Origin of the sequence: Streptomyces sp. NPDC046881, from assembly GCF_040645015.1 — a bacterium.
In the GTDB taxonomy this organism is placed as follows: domain Bacteria; phylum Actinomycetota; class Actinomycetes; order Streptomycetales; family Streptomycetaceae; genus Streptomyces.
The window spans coordinates 1-15,367 of sequence record NZ_JBEYXJ010000004.1 but is presented as its reverse complement, the minus strand read 5'-3'; the positions used below and the strand labels follow the sequence as shown (position 1 = coordinate 15,367).

17 protein-coding genes and 1 tRNA gene are annotated in these 15,367 nt (G+C 72.4%); 14 read left to right on the top strand and 4 right to left on the bottom strand.

Annotated elements, in window-relative coordinates; all coding sequences use genetic code 11:
- The first annotated feature begins 2 nt into the window (after positions 1-2).
- The 12 genes from ABZ923_RS03535 (at position 3) to ABZ923_RS03480 (ending at position 11,499) form a co-directional block, all read left to right on the top strand.
- On the top strand, positions 3-422 hold the full coding sequence (locus ABZ923_RS03535) for an NADH-quinone oxidoreductase subunit A (protein WP_356147249.1): 420 nt from the start codon (positions 3-5) through the stop codon (positions 420-422).
- Entirely contained in the window at positions 413-1,048 is a 636-nt protein-coding gene (locus ABZ923_RS03530; RefSeq protein WP_361466245.1) for an NADH-quinone oxidoreductase subunit B family protein, read from the top strand. The genes ABZ923_RS03535 and ABZ923_RS03530 overlap by 10 nt, the downstream gene beginning before the upstream one ends.
- Positions 1,045-2,472 carry an NADH-quinone oxidoreductase subunit C gene (locus tag ABZ923_RS03525; RefSeq protein WP_361466242.1) on the top strand — a complete coding sequence of 476 codons (1,428 nt, stop codon included), beginning with the start codon at positions 1,045-1,047 and terminating at the stop codon, positions 2,470-2,472. Before ABZ923_RS03530 ends, ABZ923_RS03525 begins: the two co-directional genes overlap by 4 nt.
- A complete protein-coding gene (locus ABZ923_RS03520) occupies positions 2,469-3,437 on the top strand; it encodes a complex I subunit 1 family protein (RefSeq protein ID WP_361466239.1) in 969 nt (322 codons plus the stop codon). The genes ABZ923_RS03525 and ABZ923_RS03520 overlap by 4 nt, the downstream gene beginning before the upstream one ends.
- Before the next feature lie 2 nt (positions 3,438-3,439).
- Positions 3,440-4,000 (top strand): NADH-quinone oxidoreductase subunit I, encoded by a 561-nt coding sequence (locus ABZ923_RS03515; protein ID WP_361466236.1) that lies wholly within the window; start codon positions 3,440-3,442, stop codon positions 3,998-4,000.
- Complete coding sequence (locus ABZ923_RS03510; protein ID WP_361466233.1) at positions 3,997-4,599, top strand: NADH-quinone oxidoreductase subunit J; 603 nt, start codon at positions 3,997-3,999, stop codon at positions 4,597-4,599. Before ABZ923_RS03515 ends, ABZ923_RS03510 begins: the two co-directional genes overlap by 4 nt.
- Positions 4,599-4,973, top strand: a complete 375-nt coding sequence (nuoK, locus tag ABZ923_RS03505) for an NADH-quinone oxidoreductase subunit NuoK (RefSeq protein WP_361466231.1) — start codon at positions 4,599-4,601, stop codon at positions 4,971-4,973. Before ABZ923_RS03510 ends, nuoK begins: the two co-directional genes overlap by 1 nt.
- Positions 4,970-6,964, top strand: coding sequence for an NADH-quinone oxidoreductase subunit L (locus ABZ923_RS03500; RefSeq protein WP_361466229.1), 1,995 nt, complete (start codon positions 4,970-4,972; stop codon positions 6,962-6,964). The genes nuoK and ABZ923_RS03500 overlap by 4 nt, the downstream gene beginning before the upstream one ends.
- Positions 6,965-6,970: 6 nt before the next feature.
- Entirely contained in the window at positions 6,971-8,545 is a 1,575-nt protein-coding gene (locus ABZ923_RS03495) for an NADH-quinone oxidoreductase subunit M (protein WP_361466226.1), read from the top strand.
- Positions 8,542-10,059 (top strand): NADH-quinone oxidoreductase subunit N, encoded by a 1,518-nt coding sequence (locus ABZ923_RS03490; RefSeq protein WP_361466224.1) that lies wholly within the window; start codon positions 8,542-8,544, stop codon positions 10,057-10,059. Before ABZ923_RS03495 ends, ABZ923_RS03490 begins: the two co-directional genes overlap by 4 nt.
- Before the next feature lie 190 nt (positions 10,060-10,249).
- Complete coding sequence (gene htpX, locus ABZ923_RS03485) at positions 10,250-11,110, top strand: zinc metalloprotease HtpX (RefSeq protein WP_361466221.1); 861 nt, start codon at positions 10,250-10,252, stop codon at positions 11,108-11,110.
- Positions 11,107-11,499, top strand: a complete 393-nt coding sequence (locus ABZ923_RS03480) for a YccF domain-containing protein (RefSeq protein WP_361466219.1) — start codon at positions 11,107-11,109, stop codon at positions 11,497-11,499. The genes htpX and ABZ923_RS03480 overlap by 4 nt, the downstream gene beginning before the upstream one ends.
- A gap of 67 nt (positions 11,500-11,566) precedes the next feature.
- On the opposite strand, the gene ABZ923_RS03475 is transcribed toward ABZ923_RS03480, so the two are convergent.
- A complete protein-coding gene (locus tag ABZ923_RS03475; protein ID WP_361466216.1) occupies positions 11,567-12,820 on the bottom strand; it encodes an amino acid permease in 1,254 nt (417 codons plus the stop codon).
- A 154-nt stretch (positions 12,821-12,974) separates the two neighbouring features.
- Between ABZ923_RS03475 and ABZ923_RS03470 the strand changes: the two genes are divergently transcribed.
- A complete protein-coding gene (locus ABZ923_RS03470) occupies positions 12,975-13,241 on the top strand; it encodes a GlsB/YeaQ/YmgE family stress response membrane protein (RefSeq protein WP_361466213.1) in 267 nt (88 codons plus the stop codon).
- Positions 13,242-13,324: 83 nt separating this feature from the next.
- Here ABZ923_RS03470 and ABZ923_RS03465 read toward each other — a convergent pair whose 3' ends face one another.
- Positions 13,325-13,813 (bottom strand): YajQ family cyclic di-GMP-binding protein, encoded by a 489-nt coding sequence (locus ABZ923_RS03465; protein WP_030345349.1) that lies wholly within the window; start codon positions 13,811-13,813, stop codon positions 13,325-13,327.
- Positions 13,814-14,038: 225 nt separating this feature from the next.
- Between ABZ923_RS03465 and ABZ923_RS03460 the strand changes: the two genes are divergently transcribed.
- A tRNA-Tyr gene (locus ABZ923_RS03460) sits at positions 14,039-14,120 on the top strand.
- 172 nt (positions 14,121-14,292) lie between these two features.
- Here the strand turns inward: ABZ923_RS03460 and ABZ923_RS03455 are convergent.
- Positions 14,293-14,751, bottom strand: a complete 459-nt coding sequence (locus ABZ923_RS03455; protein ID WP_361466210.1) for a hypothetical protein — start codon at positions 14,749-14,751, stop codon at positions 14,293-14,295.
- Positions 14,752-14,915: 164 nt separating this feature from the next.
- A partial coding sequence (locus tag ABZ923_RS03450; protein WP_361466207.1) for a tetratricopeptide repeat protein occupies positions 14,916-15,367 on the bottom strand: 452 nt, incomplete at its 5' end.

Below are 15,367 nucleotides of genomic sequence, written 5' to 3'. Positions count from 1 at the left end.
CCGTGCGGGAGACGTTGGGGGACTCGTCGTTCGCCGCGGCGAACGTCGTCGCGGCCGGCTACTTCCGGTCCTACTCGGTGGTCGGGCTGCTCGCCCTCATCGGCGTGCTGTTCGTCGCGGTTGCGTTCGGCGCGGGCCGCCTGCTGCGGCCGGTCGTGCCGACGCCGGAGAAACTGCTGACCTACGAGTGCGGCGTCGACCCCGTCGGCGAGGGCTGGGCCCACACCCAGGTCCGCTACTACGTCTACGCCTTCCTGTACGTGATCTTCGCGGTCGACTCGATCTTCCTGTTCCCCTGGGCGACGGTCTTCGCCGCCCCCGGCTACGGCGCGACGACCCTCGTGGAGATGTTCATCTTCCTCGGCTTCCTCGCCGTAGGCCTGCTGTACGCATACAAGAAGGGCGTCCTGGCATGGACGTGAACCCCTCAGTGCCCGAGTCGGCGCCCGAGCCGGTGTCCGAGCCCGTTCTCCTGCCGGAGCCGAAGCGGCTGGGCGCCCTCGCCCGGCTGGCACCCGAGCCGATGAAGGTGGTCCTGAACTGGGGCCGCCGCTACTCGCTCTGGGTGTTCAACTTCGGCCTCGCCTGCTGCGCGATCGAGTTCATCGCCGCGTCGATGGCCCGCCACGACTTCATCCGGCTCGGCGTGATCCCCTTCGCACCGGGCCCCCGCCAGGCCGACCTGATGGTGGTCTCGGGCACGGTCACGGACAAGATGGCCCCGGCCGTCAAGCGCCTGTACGAGCAGATGCCCGAGCCGAAGTACGTCATCTCCTTCGGCGCCTGCTCCAACTGCGGCGGCCCCTACTGGGACTCCTACTCCGTCACCAAGGGCGTCGACCAGATCATCCCGGTGGACGTCTACGTCCCCGGCTGCCCGCCCCGCCCCGAGGCGCTGCTCCAGGGCATCCTCAAGCTCCAGGAGAAGATCGCCCGCGAGTCGCTGGGGGAGCGGTACGGCAACGGGTCCGCCCGCCCCTCCGCCGCCGCGCTGCAGAGCGGACTGGTGCAGCCCCCGGCCCCGGCCGGCGAGGGAGGCACGCGATGAGCACGGCCGAGGGCTGGCTGCCCGCCCCCGCCGCGGAACTCTTCGGTCCGCAGGCGGTGGCCGAGGAGTCGTACGAGCTGCTGACCGTGGACGTACCGCCGTCCGACTGGCTCACCGCGCTGGAGACGGCCCGTACGACCCTGTCCTGCACCTATTTCGACTGGCTGAGCGCGGTCGACGAACCGGGCACCGGTTTCCGCGTCGCCGCGCACGTCGTCGCCCTGAACCCGGTCCGCCGCCTCCTGGTCCGTACGACGGTCCCGCACGACGCCCCCTCCCTGCCCTCCGCCGTCGGCGTCTACGCCGGCGCCGCCTGGCACGAGCGCGAGACCCACGAGATGTTCGGCGTCGAGTTCGAGGGCCACCCGGGCCTGGAGCACCTCCTCCTCCCCGAGAACTTCGAGGGCCACCCGCTCCGCAAGGACTTCGTCCTCGCCGCCCGCGTCGCCAAGGCCTGGCCGGGGGCCAAGGAACCCGGGGAGCCTGCGGCGGGTGCGGCGCACGGCGGCCCGAAGCGCCGCCAGATGCTGCCCCCGGGCGTACCGGACCCCAACGAGTGGGGCCCCCTGAAGGGCCAGCTCCCCCCTGCCCCGGCCCGCCCGGCCAGGGCGGCGGGGCGCACGGCGGGCGACCGCCCGGTACGACGCACCCGCACGGCCTCCGAGGGCTCGGCCGGCCAGGCTGCTCCGCAGGCGGGGGAGGCCAGCGCCGGTGCGGGGGCTGGTGCCGGTGCTCCCGTTCGGCCGCGTCGGGCGCGGAGCGCGAGCGAGGGCTCGGTGAGCCAGGCGGCGGCGCGGGACGAGGACGCGGCGAGCCGCAAGCAGGCCGCGACCGAGGGCGACGCCGTCCAGGCGGCCGCGGAGGGTCCGGTGGAAGGGCCGGCCGCCGAGGCCTCGGTCGCGCACGAGCCCGGTCCGGCGCCCGCACCCGCCCGGCCGCGCCGCGCCCGCAGCGCCTCGGAGGGCTCGGCCACCCAGCGGACCCGGGCGACCCCGGAACCGGCCGCCCCTGCGGAACCGGCCGCCCCTAGGGAAGCGACGGAATCCGCGGGACCGGCAGGGCCGGCCGAGCGGGCGGAACCGGAGGGGCCGGCCGGAGCGGCCGGCGCCCGCCCCGCCCGGCGCAGCACCGCCCCACGCAGCGCCGACGCCCCGTGGCACCACGCCCGCCCGGCGTTCACCGAGCCGGAGCCGCAGCCGGACCAGGAGCAGGCACCGGAGCCGCGGTCGGCCGAGGAGCAGGCACCGGAGCCGCGGTCGGCCGAGGGGAAGGCACCGGAGCCGCGGTCGGCCGAGGGGAAGGCACCGGAGCCGGAACAGCCACCCGCCCCGGAGCCGCGCCCCGGCACCCCCGAGGAGCCGGGCACCGCCGACGACCCCACCACCCCCACCACCCCCGACGACCCCGCAGGAGGCCCGCAGTGAACGGCGCGCTGGACGTCGCCCTGCGACTCCTGGTCGTCTTCGTCGTCTTCCTCACCTTCCCGCTGATCGTGGGCCAGACCGAGCACAAGGTGATGGCCCACATGCAGGGCCGCCTCGGCCCGATGTACGCCGGCGGCTTCCACGGCTGGGCGCAGCTCATCGCGGACGGTGTGAAGTTCGCGCAGAAGGAGGACGTGGTCCCGGCGGGCGCCGACCGCCGGATCTTCCAGCTCGCCCCCGCCGTGGCCCTGCTGCCGTACCTCCTCGTCCTGCTCGCCGTCCCCATCGGCCCGAGCGAGGGCGCCGTCGGCCAGGTGCTGGACGCCGGCGTGTTCTTCGTGCTCGCGGTGATGGGCGTCGGCGTGCTCGGCTCGCTGATGGCCGGCTGGGCCAGCGCCAACAAGTTCTCCCTGCTCGGCGGCCTGCGCACGGCCGCCCAGCTGCTCGCCTACGAACTCCCGATGCTGCTGGCGGCGGCCTCGGTGGCGATGGCGGCCGGCACGGTCTCCCTGCCCGGCATCCTGCACTCCTTCCACTGGTGGTGGGTGCCCTGGCAGATCGTCGGCGCGGTCGTCTTCTTCGTCGCCGGACTCGCCGAGCTGCAACGCCCGCCGTTCGACATGCCGGTCGCCGACTCGGAGATCATCTTCGGTGCGTACACCGAGTACACCGGCCTGCGCTTCGCCCTGTTCCTGCTGGCGGAGTACGCCGGCATCGTCGTCCTGTGCGGCCTGACCACCGTCCTCTTCCTGGGCGGCTGGCACGGCCCGTGGGGCGCCGACGGCCTCGGCTGGGTCTGGACCCTGCTGAAGACCGCGGTCCTCGCGTTCCTGGTCATCTGGCTCCGCGTGACCTACCCGCGGCTGCGCGAGGACCAGCTCCAGAAGCTCTCCTGGACCCTGCTCGTCCCCCTCTCCCTCGCCCAGATCGCCCTCACCGGCATCGTCAAGGTGGTGATCAGCTAACCATGGCCCCCATCCCCGGCAGCGGCCTCGCCAAGGGCCTGGCCGTCACCCTGCGCACGATGACGAGGAAGCACGTCACCGAGCAGTACCCCGACGTCCTGCCCGAACTGCCGCCCCGCACCCGCGGCGTGATCGGTCTGTTCGAGGAGAACTGCACGGTCTGCATGCTGTGCGCCCGCGAGTGCCCCGACTGGTGCATCTACATCGACTCCCACAAGGAGACGGTCCCGCCCGCCGCCCCCGGCGGCCGCGAGCGCAGCCGCAACGTCCTCGACCGGTTCGCGATCGACTTCTCGCTGTGCATGTACTGCGGTATCTGCATCGAGGTCTGTCCTTTCGACGCCCTGTTCTGGTCCCCGGAGTTCGAGTACGCCGAGACCGACATCCGCGACCTCACCCACGAGCGGGACAAGCTCCGCGAGTGGATGTGGACCGTGCCGGCCCCGCCCGCCCTGGACCCCGGCGCGGAGGAGCCCAAGGAGATCGCCGCCGCCCGCAAGACCGCCGAGAAGCTGGCCGCGGCCCAGGCCGAGCCGGCCGATCCACAGGAGGGTGCGTCGTGACCCTCGCCGCAGCAACGGCCACCGCGGCCGCCGCCGACCCGCACGGCTTCCTCTCCCCGACCGGCGTCGAGATCGCCTTCCTGCTCGTCGGCCTGGTCACCCTCGGCGCCGCGCTCGTCACCGTCACCACCCGGCAGCTGGTGCACGCCGCCCTGTGGCTGGTGGTCACGCTCGGCGGTCTCGCCGTGGAGTACCTGCTGCTCACGGCCGAGTTCATCGCCTGGGTGCAGGTGCTGATCTACGTCGGTTCCGTCGTCGTCCTCCTGCTGTTCGGTCTGATGCTCACCCGGGCCCCCATCGGCCGCTCCCCGGACGCCGACTCCGGCAACCGCTGGGCCGCCCTGGCCGTGGCCGTCGCCGCCGCGGTCGCCCTGGTGTGGGTGGTCGTCGACGCCTTCCGGACCACCTGGATCGACCTGGACGGCCCGGCCGCCGGCACCACCGAGGTCACCGGCGCCAGCCTGTTCCGGCACTGGGTGCTGCCCTTCGAGGCGCTGTCCGTGCTGCTCCTCGCCGCTCTGGTCGGCGCGATCGTCCTGTCCCGCAAGGCCAAGGCCGACGCCGCCCCCGCGGTTCCCGGGAAGGAAGGCGCCCGCTGATGCACCTCGCCTACCCCGCCGTACTCTCCGCCCTCCTGTTCTGCACCGGCCTGTACGGCGTCCTCGCCCGCCGCAACGCCATCCTGGTCCTGATGTCGGTCGAGCTGATGCTCAACGCCGTCAACCTCAACCTGGTCTCCTTCGACGTCTGGCTCAGCCGTGCCGCGAAGGAGACCCTGCACTCCGGCCAGGCCCTGACCCTGTTCACCATCGCCATCGCCGCCGCCGAGATCGGCATCGGCCTGGCCATCGTGCTCGCCGTCTACCGCAACCGCGGCACCTCCGACATCGACAAGCTCCGCGACACCGCCGAGGGCCCCGAGACCGAAGGCCCCGACACCCCCGCGGCCGAGAAGGCTGAGGCCACCGCGTGACCACGACCACCCTCGCCGTCCTCGTCCCGCTCCTGCCGTTCCTGGGCGCCGCGGCCGGCCTGCTGCTCGGCCGCACCGCCCCCGGGTTCGTCCGCCCGCTCGCCGTGCTGCCGCCGCTGGCCTCCCTGCTGTTGGCCGCGCTGGTCGCCGTACGGCAGGGTGGCGGCACGGCCGTCGACGCCCACACCGAGCTGACGCCCACCGGGTCCGTGCCGATCGAGCTGGCCCTGCACATCGACGGCTTCGCCGCGCTCGTCGCCGTCCTGGTGGCGTTCGTCGCGACCTGCGTGCAGATCTACTCCACCGGCTACCTGCGGGACGACCCCCGCTACCCCTCGTACGCCGCCCTCGTCTCCCTGTTCACCTCCGCGATGCTCCTGGTCGTCTACTCCGGCGACCTGATCGTGCTGCTGGTCGGCTGGGAAGTCATGGGCATCTGCTCCTACTTCCTGGTCGGCCACTACTGGGAGACCCCTGAGGCCCGCGCCGCCTCCCTGAAGGCCTTCCTCGTCACCAAGCTCGGCGACGTGCCGTTCCTCATCGGCCTGTTCGCGCTGGCCGCCGACGCCGGGTCGTTCCGCATCACCCGCGTCCTCGGCGCCGTCGCGAGCGGCGGCATCGGCCACCCCACCGTGATCGCCCTGCTGCTGCTCGCGGGCGTCGCGGGCAAGTCGGCGCAGTTCCCGCTGCACACCTGGCTCCCGGACGCGATGGCGGGCCCGACACCCGTCTCGGCGCTGATCCACGCCGCGACGATGGTCGCCGCCGGTGTCTACTTCACCGCCCGTCTCCTCCCGCTCTTCGAGGCCTCCCAGGCCGCGATGGTGGTCCTCGCCGTCATGGCCGCCGTGACCATGACCGGCTCGGGTCTGGCCGCGCTCGCCCAGGACGACATCAAGCGTGTCCTCGCCTACTCGACCATCGGCCAGCTCGGCTACATGACCGGCGCCCTCGCCGTCGGCGACCGCGGTGCCGCCGTCTTCCACCTCCTGTCGCACGGCGCCTTCAAGGCGCTGCTGTTCCTCGCGGCCGGCGCGGTCATCCACGCCGCCGGCACCAACTCGCTGGCCGCCATGTCCCGCATGCACGGCCTGCGCGACCGCGTCCCGGACGCCTACTGGACGATGACCGTGGCGCTGCTCGCGCTCGCCGCGATCCCGCCCTTCAGCGGCTTCTTCTCCAAGGAGTCCGTCCTCGGCGCCGCCGAGCACGTCACCTCCGGCCACACCGGGCACGCCCCCGGCGCCGCCGGCTGGATCGTCCTCGTCGCCGGTCTGGTCACCGCCCTGCTCACCGCCGCGTACGCCGCCCGGCTGTGGCTGCTGGCCTTCCGCGGCCGGGGCGCCGAGGCCCCCGACCACGGCCGCCAGCCGCTGACCATGACCGTGGTGCTCTGGGTCCTGGCGGTCCCCTCCCTCGCCTTCGGCGGGCTCGCCTACCGCTCGCTGCCCGGCTGGTTCGACGGCCGCGACCTGACCCCGACCCTGCTCACCTCGATCCTCGGCACGGGCCTCGCCCTGGTCGGCGGGCTGCTCACCTACGGCGCCTGGCAGCGCACCGCCGTGCTCGCCGCCCGCGTCCCGCTCGGTGCGGTCGCCGCCCACCCCGAGGAGGACGCCGGGCTGGTCGAGGCCGAAGCCATCGCCACCCACGAACCGGCCTACGGCGACATCGCCTCCGCCCCCGACCCGGCCGACCCGTCACGGCTGCTGCTCGGCCCGCTGCACCGCCCCGCGGCCGCCGGCTTCCATCTGGACGCCGTCTACGCGGCACTGTTCGTCCGCCCGGTGCAGGCCGGGGCGAGTCTCGTCCGGTTCCTCGACCGCGAGGTCGTCGACACCTACGTCCACGGCGCCGCCGCCCTGCCCCGGCTCCTCGGGGCCGCCGTACGGCGCGCCCAGACCGGCAATGTGCAGACCTATGTGAGCGCGCTGCTCGCCGGCACCGTCGTCCTGGCGGTCGCCGTCCTCCTCGTCGCCACGGGAGTGTGAGCAGGCGTGATCGATATCAACGAGTCCGTGATGCAGTTCCTTCTGGCATTCGTCGTCGTCGGCCCGCTCCTCGGCGCCGCCGCCGCTCTCCTGCCCGCCCCGCCCGGGCTGAAGGGGAAGTCACCCGCGCAGGCCGTGCTCCGGCACGGTGTGACCGTCACCGGCGTCGTCCTCATCGCCGCGATCGTCCTCGCGCTCGGCTTCGACCACGACCATCCGTCGAAGATGCAGGCCACGACCGACATCAGCTGGATCCCCGCACTCGACGTGCGGATCCACCTCGGCACCGACGGCATCTCCCTCCCCCTTCTGGTCCTGACCGCGCTGCTGACCTTCCTCTGCGCGCTCTACTCCTACTTCAAGCCGCCGTCGGGCCCGTCCCCGAAGGCGTTCGTCGCCCTGCTGCTCCTGCTGGAGTCCGGCACCCTCGCGACCTTCGCCGTCCTCGACCTGCTGCTGTTCTTCCTCGCGTTCGAGATGGTGCTCATCCCGATGTACTTCCTCATCGCCCGCTGGGGCGGCGAGGGCCGGACCCGGGCCGCGTGGAAGTTCATCCTGTTCACGCTGCTCGGCTCCGTGGTCATGCTGCTCGGCCTGCTCCTGATCGGAATCAAGGCGGGCACGTTCGACATGGTGGCACTCGCCACTGACAACGGCCGGTCGCTGACCGCGTCCGTGCAGGTCATCGCCGTTCTGGCGATCGGGATCGGGCTCGCGGTGAAGACACCGATGTGGCCGCTGCACAGCTGGCTGCCCGACGCCCACACCGCCGCCCCGACCGTCGGCTCGGTGCTGCTGGCCGGTGTCCTGCTGAAGATGGGTACGTACGGTTTCGTCCGGATCCTGCTGCCGGTCGCGCCGCACGGCTTCCACACCTTCGCGCCGTACCTCGCCGCGTTCGCCGTCGTCGGGATCATCTACGGATCCCTGGCCTGCCTGGCCCTCGCCAAGCAGGGTGCGAAGGGCGACCTCAAACGCCTGATCGCCTACTCCTCCGTCGGCCACATGGGCTTCGTCCTGCTCGGCATCGCCACCATGACCCCGACCGGTGTCAACGGCGCCCTGTTCGCCAACATCGCCCACGGCCTCATCACCGGCCTGCTGTTCTTCCTGGTCGGCGCGCTGAAGGACCGCACCGGCAGCACCGACCTCGACACCCTCGCCGAGAAGACCGGTGCCGCGCTGTACGGCAGGGCCCCGCGCCTCGGCGGCCTGCTCGCCTTCGGTGCCGTCGCCTCCCTCGGCCTGCCCGGGCTCGCCGGGTTCTGGGGCGAGATGCTCGCGCTCTTCGGCGCGTTCCGGCCCGGCGCCGACCTCAGCCGGCCCGCCTTCCTCACCTTCATGGCGATCGGCGCGTTCGGCACCCTGCTGACCGCCGCGTACATGCTGATCGTGGTCCGCCGCGTCTGCATGGGCGGCGCGGAGCGGGAGGTGCCGAAACTCGCCGACGTGCACGGGTACGAGTTCGCCGCCTGGACCCCGCTCGTCACCCTCACCGTCCTCGCCGGACTGTGGCCGAGGGCCCTGCTCGGCCTGACCGACCCGGCCGTGCAGCAGCTCCTCGCAGGAGGCACCCGATGAGCGCCCAGCCGCTTGCCGAGTCGCTGGTCCAGTCCGTCGACTGGCTCGCGATCGCCCCGCCCACCCTCGCGGCCGTCGTGGCGCTCGCCGTCCTCGTCGCTGACCTGTTCGTGCCGGAGCCCCGCAAGGCCGTGCTCGGCTGGGTCTCGGTGGCCGGACTGGCCGCGGCGACCGCGCTGCTGCTGCCCCTGCTGGACGGCGACCGCAGCACCTTCTGCACCGGCGGCCACGCGCGCGCGTGCAGCTACACCGCCGACCACTTCACCCTCGTCATCCAGTTCCTGGTCCTCGGCGGCGCCCTGCTCGCGGCCCTGCTCTCGGTCACCCACCTGGACGACGAGCGGCGCCGCGTCCCGGCCGGCGAGTTCTGGTTCCTGCTGCTGTCCTCCGCCGCCGGCGCCGCCCTGCTGCCCGCCTCCCGCGACCTCGCCACCCTGATCGTCGCCCTGGAGGTCGCCTCCCTGCCCGCCTTCGCCCTCGTCGGCATCCGGCACGGCGACAAGCGGTCCTCCGAGGCCGCCCTGAAGTTCTTCCTGTCCTCGGTCACCGCCACCGCGGTCAGCCTCATGGGCATCAGCTTCGTCTACGCCTCCACCGGCACCCTCTACCTCACCCAGGTCGCCCAGCGCCTGCCGCACGTCGACGGGCAGCTGCACACCCTCGCCCAGACCGGTGTCGTCCTCACCCTGGTCGGCTTCGCCTTCAAGACGGCCGCCGTGCCCTTCCACTTCTGGGTGCCCGACACCTACGTGGGCGCGCCCCTGCCCGTCGCCGCCTACCTGTCCGTCATCGGCAAGGCGGTCGGCTTCTCCGGGCTGATCCTCGTCACCGTCGTCGCGTTCCCCTCGTACGCCGACGTGTGGGGCCCCGCGCTCGCCGTCCTGGCCGCCCTCACCATGACCGTCGGCAACGTCGCCGCCCTGCGCCAGCAGGCCACGCGCGCGTACAGCGCCGTACGGCTGCTCGCCTGGTCCTCCGTCGGCCAGGCCGGCTACCTGCTGGTGCCGATCGCCGCCGCCGGGTACACCAAGGACGCCCAGAGGGCGATCGGCTCCACGGTCGCGTACGCCCTGATGTACGCCGCCGTGAACCTCGGCGCGTTCGCCGTGGCCGCCCTGGTGGGCCGCGGCCGCGCCCTGAACCGGATCAGCGACTACCGGGGCCTGTACGCCACCAACCCGCTCAGCGCGCTCCTGCTGGCCTTCTTCCTGCTGTGCCTGGCCGGACTGCCGCCGGGCATCATCGGCCTGTTCGCCAAGGTCACCGTGTTCTCGGCGGCCGTCGACGCCGGCCTCGGCTGGCTCGCGGTCGTGATGGCCGTCAACGTCGTGATCGCCCTCTTCTACTACCTGCAGTGGACGGCCCTGCTGTTCCGCGCCCCCGAGGGCGAGCCCGCCCGGCACCGCGTCCCGGCCCCCCTCACGGCCGCGCTCGCCCTGACCGGCGTCCTGGGCGTCGCCCTGTCCGGGGCACCCCAGCTGGTCCTCCGCTTCGCGGCCACCGGACTGTTCTGAGGAGTCGTCACGCGCGCGCGGGGCACCCGTGCCCCCGACGCGCGCGTGGCCGAACCCGCACGTCACCCGGGCGGCCCAGGCACGCCGCCGTATCCGTCGGGGAACTCGTGGCCGCCGCCTGGCGTTGTCATCAGCGGGAGGGTCCACTGGATCAGAGTGTTCCCCAGATGCACGACTTGGAGGGCGTACCGTGCACCGCCGGCACAACGGGCTCAGGACCGCCGTACTCCTCGGGGGACTGTCCGCACTCATCATCGTCATCGGCAGCTTCTTCGGGCGCACCGGACTGATCGTCGCGGTCCTGGTCGCCCTGGGCACGAACGCCTACGCGTACTGGAACAGCGACAAGCTGGCGCTCCGCGCGATGCGCGCCCGCCCGGTCAGCGAGTTCGAGGCCCCGGCGCTGTACCGGATGGTGCGGGAGCTGTCCACGCAGGCCCGCCAGCCCATGCCCCGCCTGTACATCTCACCGACGGAGGCCCCCAACGCCTTCGCCACCGGCCGCAACCCGCGCAACGCGGCCGTGTGCTGCACCGAGGGCATCCTGGGCCTGCTGGACGAGCGGGAGCTGCGCGGCGTCATCGGCCACGAACTGAGCCACGTCTACAACCGGGACATCCTCATCTCCTCGGTCGCCGGCGCGCTCGCCTCGGTGATCATGTTCCTGGTGAACTTCGCCTGGCTGATCCCGGTCGGCCGCTCGGACGACGACGACGGCCCCGGCCTGTTCGGCATGCTGCTGATCATGATCCTCGGCCCGCTCGCCGCCAGCCTGATCCAGCTGGCCATCAGCCGTTCCCGGGAGTACGAGGCGGACGCCTCCGGCGCCCAGCTCACCGGCGACCCGCTCGCATTGGCCAGCGCCCTGCGCAAGCTGGAGAGGGGCACCCAGCAGCTGCCTCTGCCGCCCGAGCCCCGGCTGGAGACGACGAGCCACATGATGATCGCCAATCCCTTCCGCGCGGGGCAGGGACTGTCCAAGATGTTCTCCACCCACCCGCCCATGGCGGAGCGCATCGCCCGCCTGGAGAAGATGGCAGGACGCCTGTGAAGACCATCCTGAACGTCATCTGGCTCGTCCTGAGCGGCTTCTGGCTGTTCCTGGGCTACCTGGCCGCCGGCGTCCTGCTGTGCATCACGATCATCGGCATCCCCTTCGGCCTCGCCGCCTTCCGCATCGGCATCTACGCCCTCTGGCCGTTCGGGTACACCACGGTCGAGCGGCGCGACGCGGGCGCGCCGTCCTGCGTGGGCAACGTCCTGTGGCTCCTCCTGGCCGGCTGGTGGCTGGCGCTCGCCCACATCGCCACCGGCATCGCCCTGTGCATCACGATCATCGGCATCCCCTTCGGCATCGCCAACTTCAAGCTGATCCCGGTCTCCCTGCTGCCGCTGGGCCGCGAGATCGTCCGCACCGACCAGCCGTTCGCGGGCCGCTGACCGGGGCGCCGCAGCCGGGCCGGCGCACGCGCGTGCACGCACGCGTGCCCGGCCCGTCGGCCCGACGTCACGTCTCGCGCCGGCCCGTCCACCACCCTCGTACGCCGTAGGCCGCCCCGCCCGCCGCGAGCACGCCCGCGCCGACGGCCACCGAGGCCGCCGGCAGCGCGAACGCCAGCGTGACGCAGCCCAGCAGGCCCACCGCGGGCACCACGCGGGCGCGCGGGCCCGGCCCGAGCGTCCAGGCCGAGGCGTTGGCAACGGCGTAGTACACGAGCACGCCGAACGACGAGAAGCCGATCGCGCCGCGCACGTCGACCGTCGCGGCCAGCACGGCGACCACCGCGCCCACGGCCAGCTCCGCCCGGTGCGGCACCCGGAACCGTGGGTGGACGGCCGCCAGGACGCCCGGCAGGTGGCCGTCCCGGGCCATGGCGAGCGTCGTCCGGGACACCCCGAGGATCAGCGCGAGCAGCGAGCCCAGCGCGGCCACCGCGGCCCCGGCCCGCACCACGGGCACGAGCCCCGGCGCCCCGGCCGCCCGCACGGCGTCGGCCAGCGGCGCCGCCGTCTGCCCGAGCCGGTCCGCGCCGAGGACCGCGAGCACGGCGACGGCCACGCACGCGTACACCACCAGAGCGATCCCCAGGGCCAGCGGGATCGCCCGCGGAATCGTGCGCGCCGGGTCGCGCACCTCCTCGCCGAGGGTGGCGATCCGCGCGTACCCGGCGAAGGCGAAGAACAGCAGCCCGGCCGCCTGGAGCACCCCGCCGGCCCCCGAGGACAGGCCGATGTCCAGCCGCCCGGCGTCGGCGCGTCCGGAGGTCAGGCACACCACGACCACGGCCGCGAGAACGGCCAGGACGACGGCCACGATCGCCCGCGTCAGCCAGGCCGACTTGTGGATCCCGCCGTAGTTCACGGCGGTCAGGGCCACCACGGCGGCGACCGCCACCGCGTGCGCCTGCCCTGGCCACACGTACGCGCCCACGGTGAGCGCCATGGCCGCGCAGGAGGCCGTCTTGCCGACCACGAAGGCCCAGCCGGCGAGATGGCCCCAGAAGGCGCCGAGCCGCTCCCTGCCGTACACGTACGTCCCGCCGGAGGCCGGGTAGCGGGCGGCGAGCCGGGCCGAGGACATGGCGTTGCAGTAGGCCACCAGGGCGGCGAGGGCGAGCCCGGGCAGCAGCCCGGAGCCGGCCGCGCGCGCGGCCGGGCCCAGAGCGGAGAAGACGCCGGCGCCGACCATCGAGCCCAGGCCGACGACCACGGCGTCCCGCACGCCCAGAGTACGGCGCAGAGCGGCATCGGTAGGTGTCATGCGCCGCACCCTAGTGAGCCCGGCAACCGGCGGGCGGACCTGTGACGTCCTCTTCATCGACACGGCACGAACACGCGCGCGACGGACAGCGGGTCCCACTGGAATCCCAGGGAACCGACAGTGCGGACACAGCGCGGAAGGGCAGGTTCACGGCATGAGCATCATCGGTTGGATCATTCTGGGACTGCTGGCCGGAGCCATCGCCAAGGTCCTGCTGCCGGGACGCGACCCGGGCGGCTTCATCGGGACGACCCTCATCGGCATCGCCGGCGCGTTCATCGGGGGCTGGATATCGGCCCGCTGGCTGGACCACCCGGTCAGCAAGCACTTCTACGACGGCGCCACCTGGGCCGCGGCCATCGGCGGCTCCCTGGTGCTGCTGATCGTCTACCGGATCCTGTTCGGCAACTCACGCGACTGACCGCGCGCGTGAGGCGCGGCGGTACGCAAAGGGTGGGCACCGCCGGGTGCCCACCCTCATCGTCTCCTCGCCCGTGCCCGGTCCTACCGGTAGTTCACGAACTGCAGCGCGAAGTCGAAGTCCTTGCCCTTGAGGAGGGCGATGACGGTCTGCAGGTCGTCGCGGCTCTTGGAGCTGACGCGCAGCTCGTCACCCTGGACCTGGGCCTTCACGCCCTTGGGGCCCTCGTCGCGGATGATCTTCGCCACCTTCTTCGCGTTCTCCTGGGAGATGCCCTCCTGGATCGACGCGAAGATCTTGTACTCCTTGCCGGAGAGCTGCGGCTCGCCCGCCTCCAGCGCCTTCAGCGAGATGCCGCGCTTGATGAGCTTCGACTGGAAGACGTCGAGGATGGCGTTCACCCGGTCCTCGGAGTTCGCCTCCATGAGGATCTTTTCACCGGACCACGAGATCGAGGCCCCCACGCCCTTGAAGTCGTAGCGCTGCGAGATCTCCTTGGCGGCCTGGTTGAGGGCGTTGTCGACCTCCTGCCGCTCGACCTTCGAGACGATGTCGAAACTGGAGTCGGCCATGTCCTGTGGCTCCTTGTATCGGGTGCGTATCGGGTGCGTGCCGGCGTGCGCGGCGGCGACCGCCGGGCCCGGTGGAGCACCGGGCCGCATCCGCACCAGCCTAGCCACCCCGCGCCCCGCGGGTGGAGATCAATGGGGTGGCGAAGCACCCCTGCGGATCGGGTATTGTTTACGTCGTTGCCGGGGAACACCGCCGAAAGCGGGTTCGAAGCGGCAGCACTACCCGGCGGTGTGCCCGAGCGGCCAAAGGGAGCAGACTGTAAATCTGCCGGCTCAGCCTTCCCAGGTTCGAATCCTGGCGCCGCCACACGGAGGGAAACCCCCTCTGACCAGGTTGAATACCTGGTCAGAGGGGGTTTCTCGTTGTCGACGGCCCTTCGCGTCGCAGCGGGCGGAACGCGGGCGTGTCTCACCCCGCCGCTCGTATCCCGACGTCAGTCAGTGCGTGTCCCCCAGGCGTCCCCCGGGGGAGAGGATGATCACTCCGGCTCGTTCCACGCTCGTAGGGCCGCGTCGATCCGACTGTTTGCCCGCTCCCGCGTCTGGTCCAACACCTTGGCGTACACCTTGTGGAGGACCGCGATGCTGTGGCCAGCGCGACGGGCGCACTCCATGGCGTCCACTCCGGAGCTGAGCCAGAACGACACCCCGGCGTGCCGCAAGTCGTAGGGGCTCAGCACATCTCGGCGAGCCTTCGCCCACACCTCGTAGCCGGTCTCTTGCAACAGGCCGTTGCGGTTGGTCCTGAAGAGCCGGCCGTCGGGCGCTGTGCCTTCGGTAGCGATGTGCTCCCGGAGCATCCGCACGAAGTGCGGCGGGATGGGTACCGGCCGGGAGTCCCTCTTGGTCCGGGCCTTCAGGTGGCGGGTCTCGTGCGCTGCCCCGTCGTCTGTCCAGCTCCGGCCGGCCCGGACAACGCCCTGCCGCAAGGTGAACATGCCCCACCCCGTCTCAGGAAGGTGACATTGATCCAACCTGGCATACCTGTCCTGGACTTCACGAGTGCAGGCGTGATGGTGGCGAGCGCGTCAGCGTAGTTTTTCCGCGACTTCGCCGGCGCCAGCCCGTCAGGCTCGGGAACGGTGTCGGATCCAGCTGGCCTTCAATCGCGGGGTGTCTCTCCCGCCTTGACCCGCCAGTAGGCGAGGTTGTGGTGGGTGGTCAGGGTGTGGGGGTGGTCCTCGCCCAGCACCCGAACTTGGTCGGCCAGCAGCTGCTCGAACGCGGCCGTGGCGCCGGCCGCGTCTCCCGCCTCTCCCCGCCAGTGGGCGAGGTTGTTACGGGTGGTCAGGGTGTGGGGGTGGTCCTTGCCCAGCACCCGCAGGCGGTCGGCCAGCAGCTGCTCGTACGCGGCTGCGGCGCCGGCCGCGTCTCCCGCCTCTCCCCGCCAGTGGGCGAGGTTGCTGCGGGTGGTCAGGGTGTGGGGGTGGTCCTTGCCCAGCACCCGCAGGCGGTCGGCCAGCAGCTGCTCGAACGCGGCTGCGGCGCCGGCCGCGTCTCCCGCCTCTCCCCGCCAGTAGGCGAGGTTGTGGCGGGTGGTCAGGGTGTGGGGGT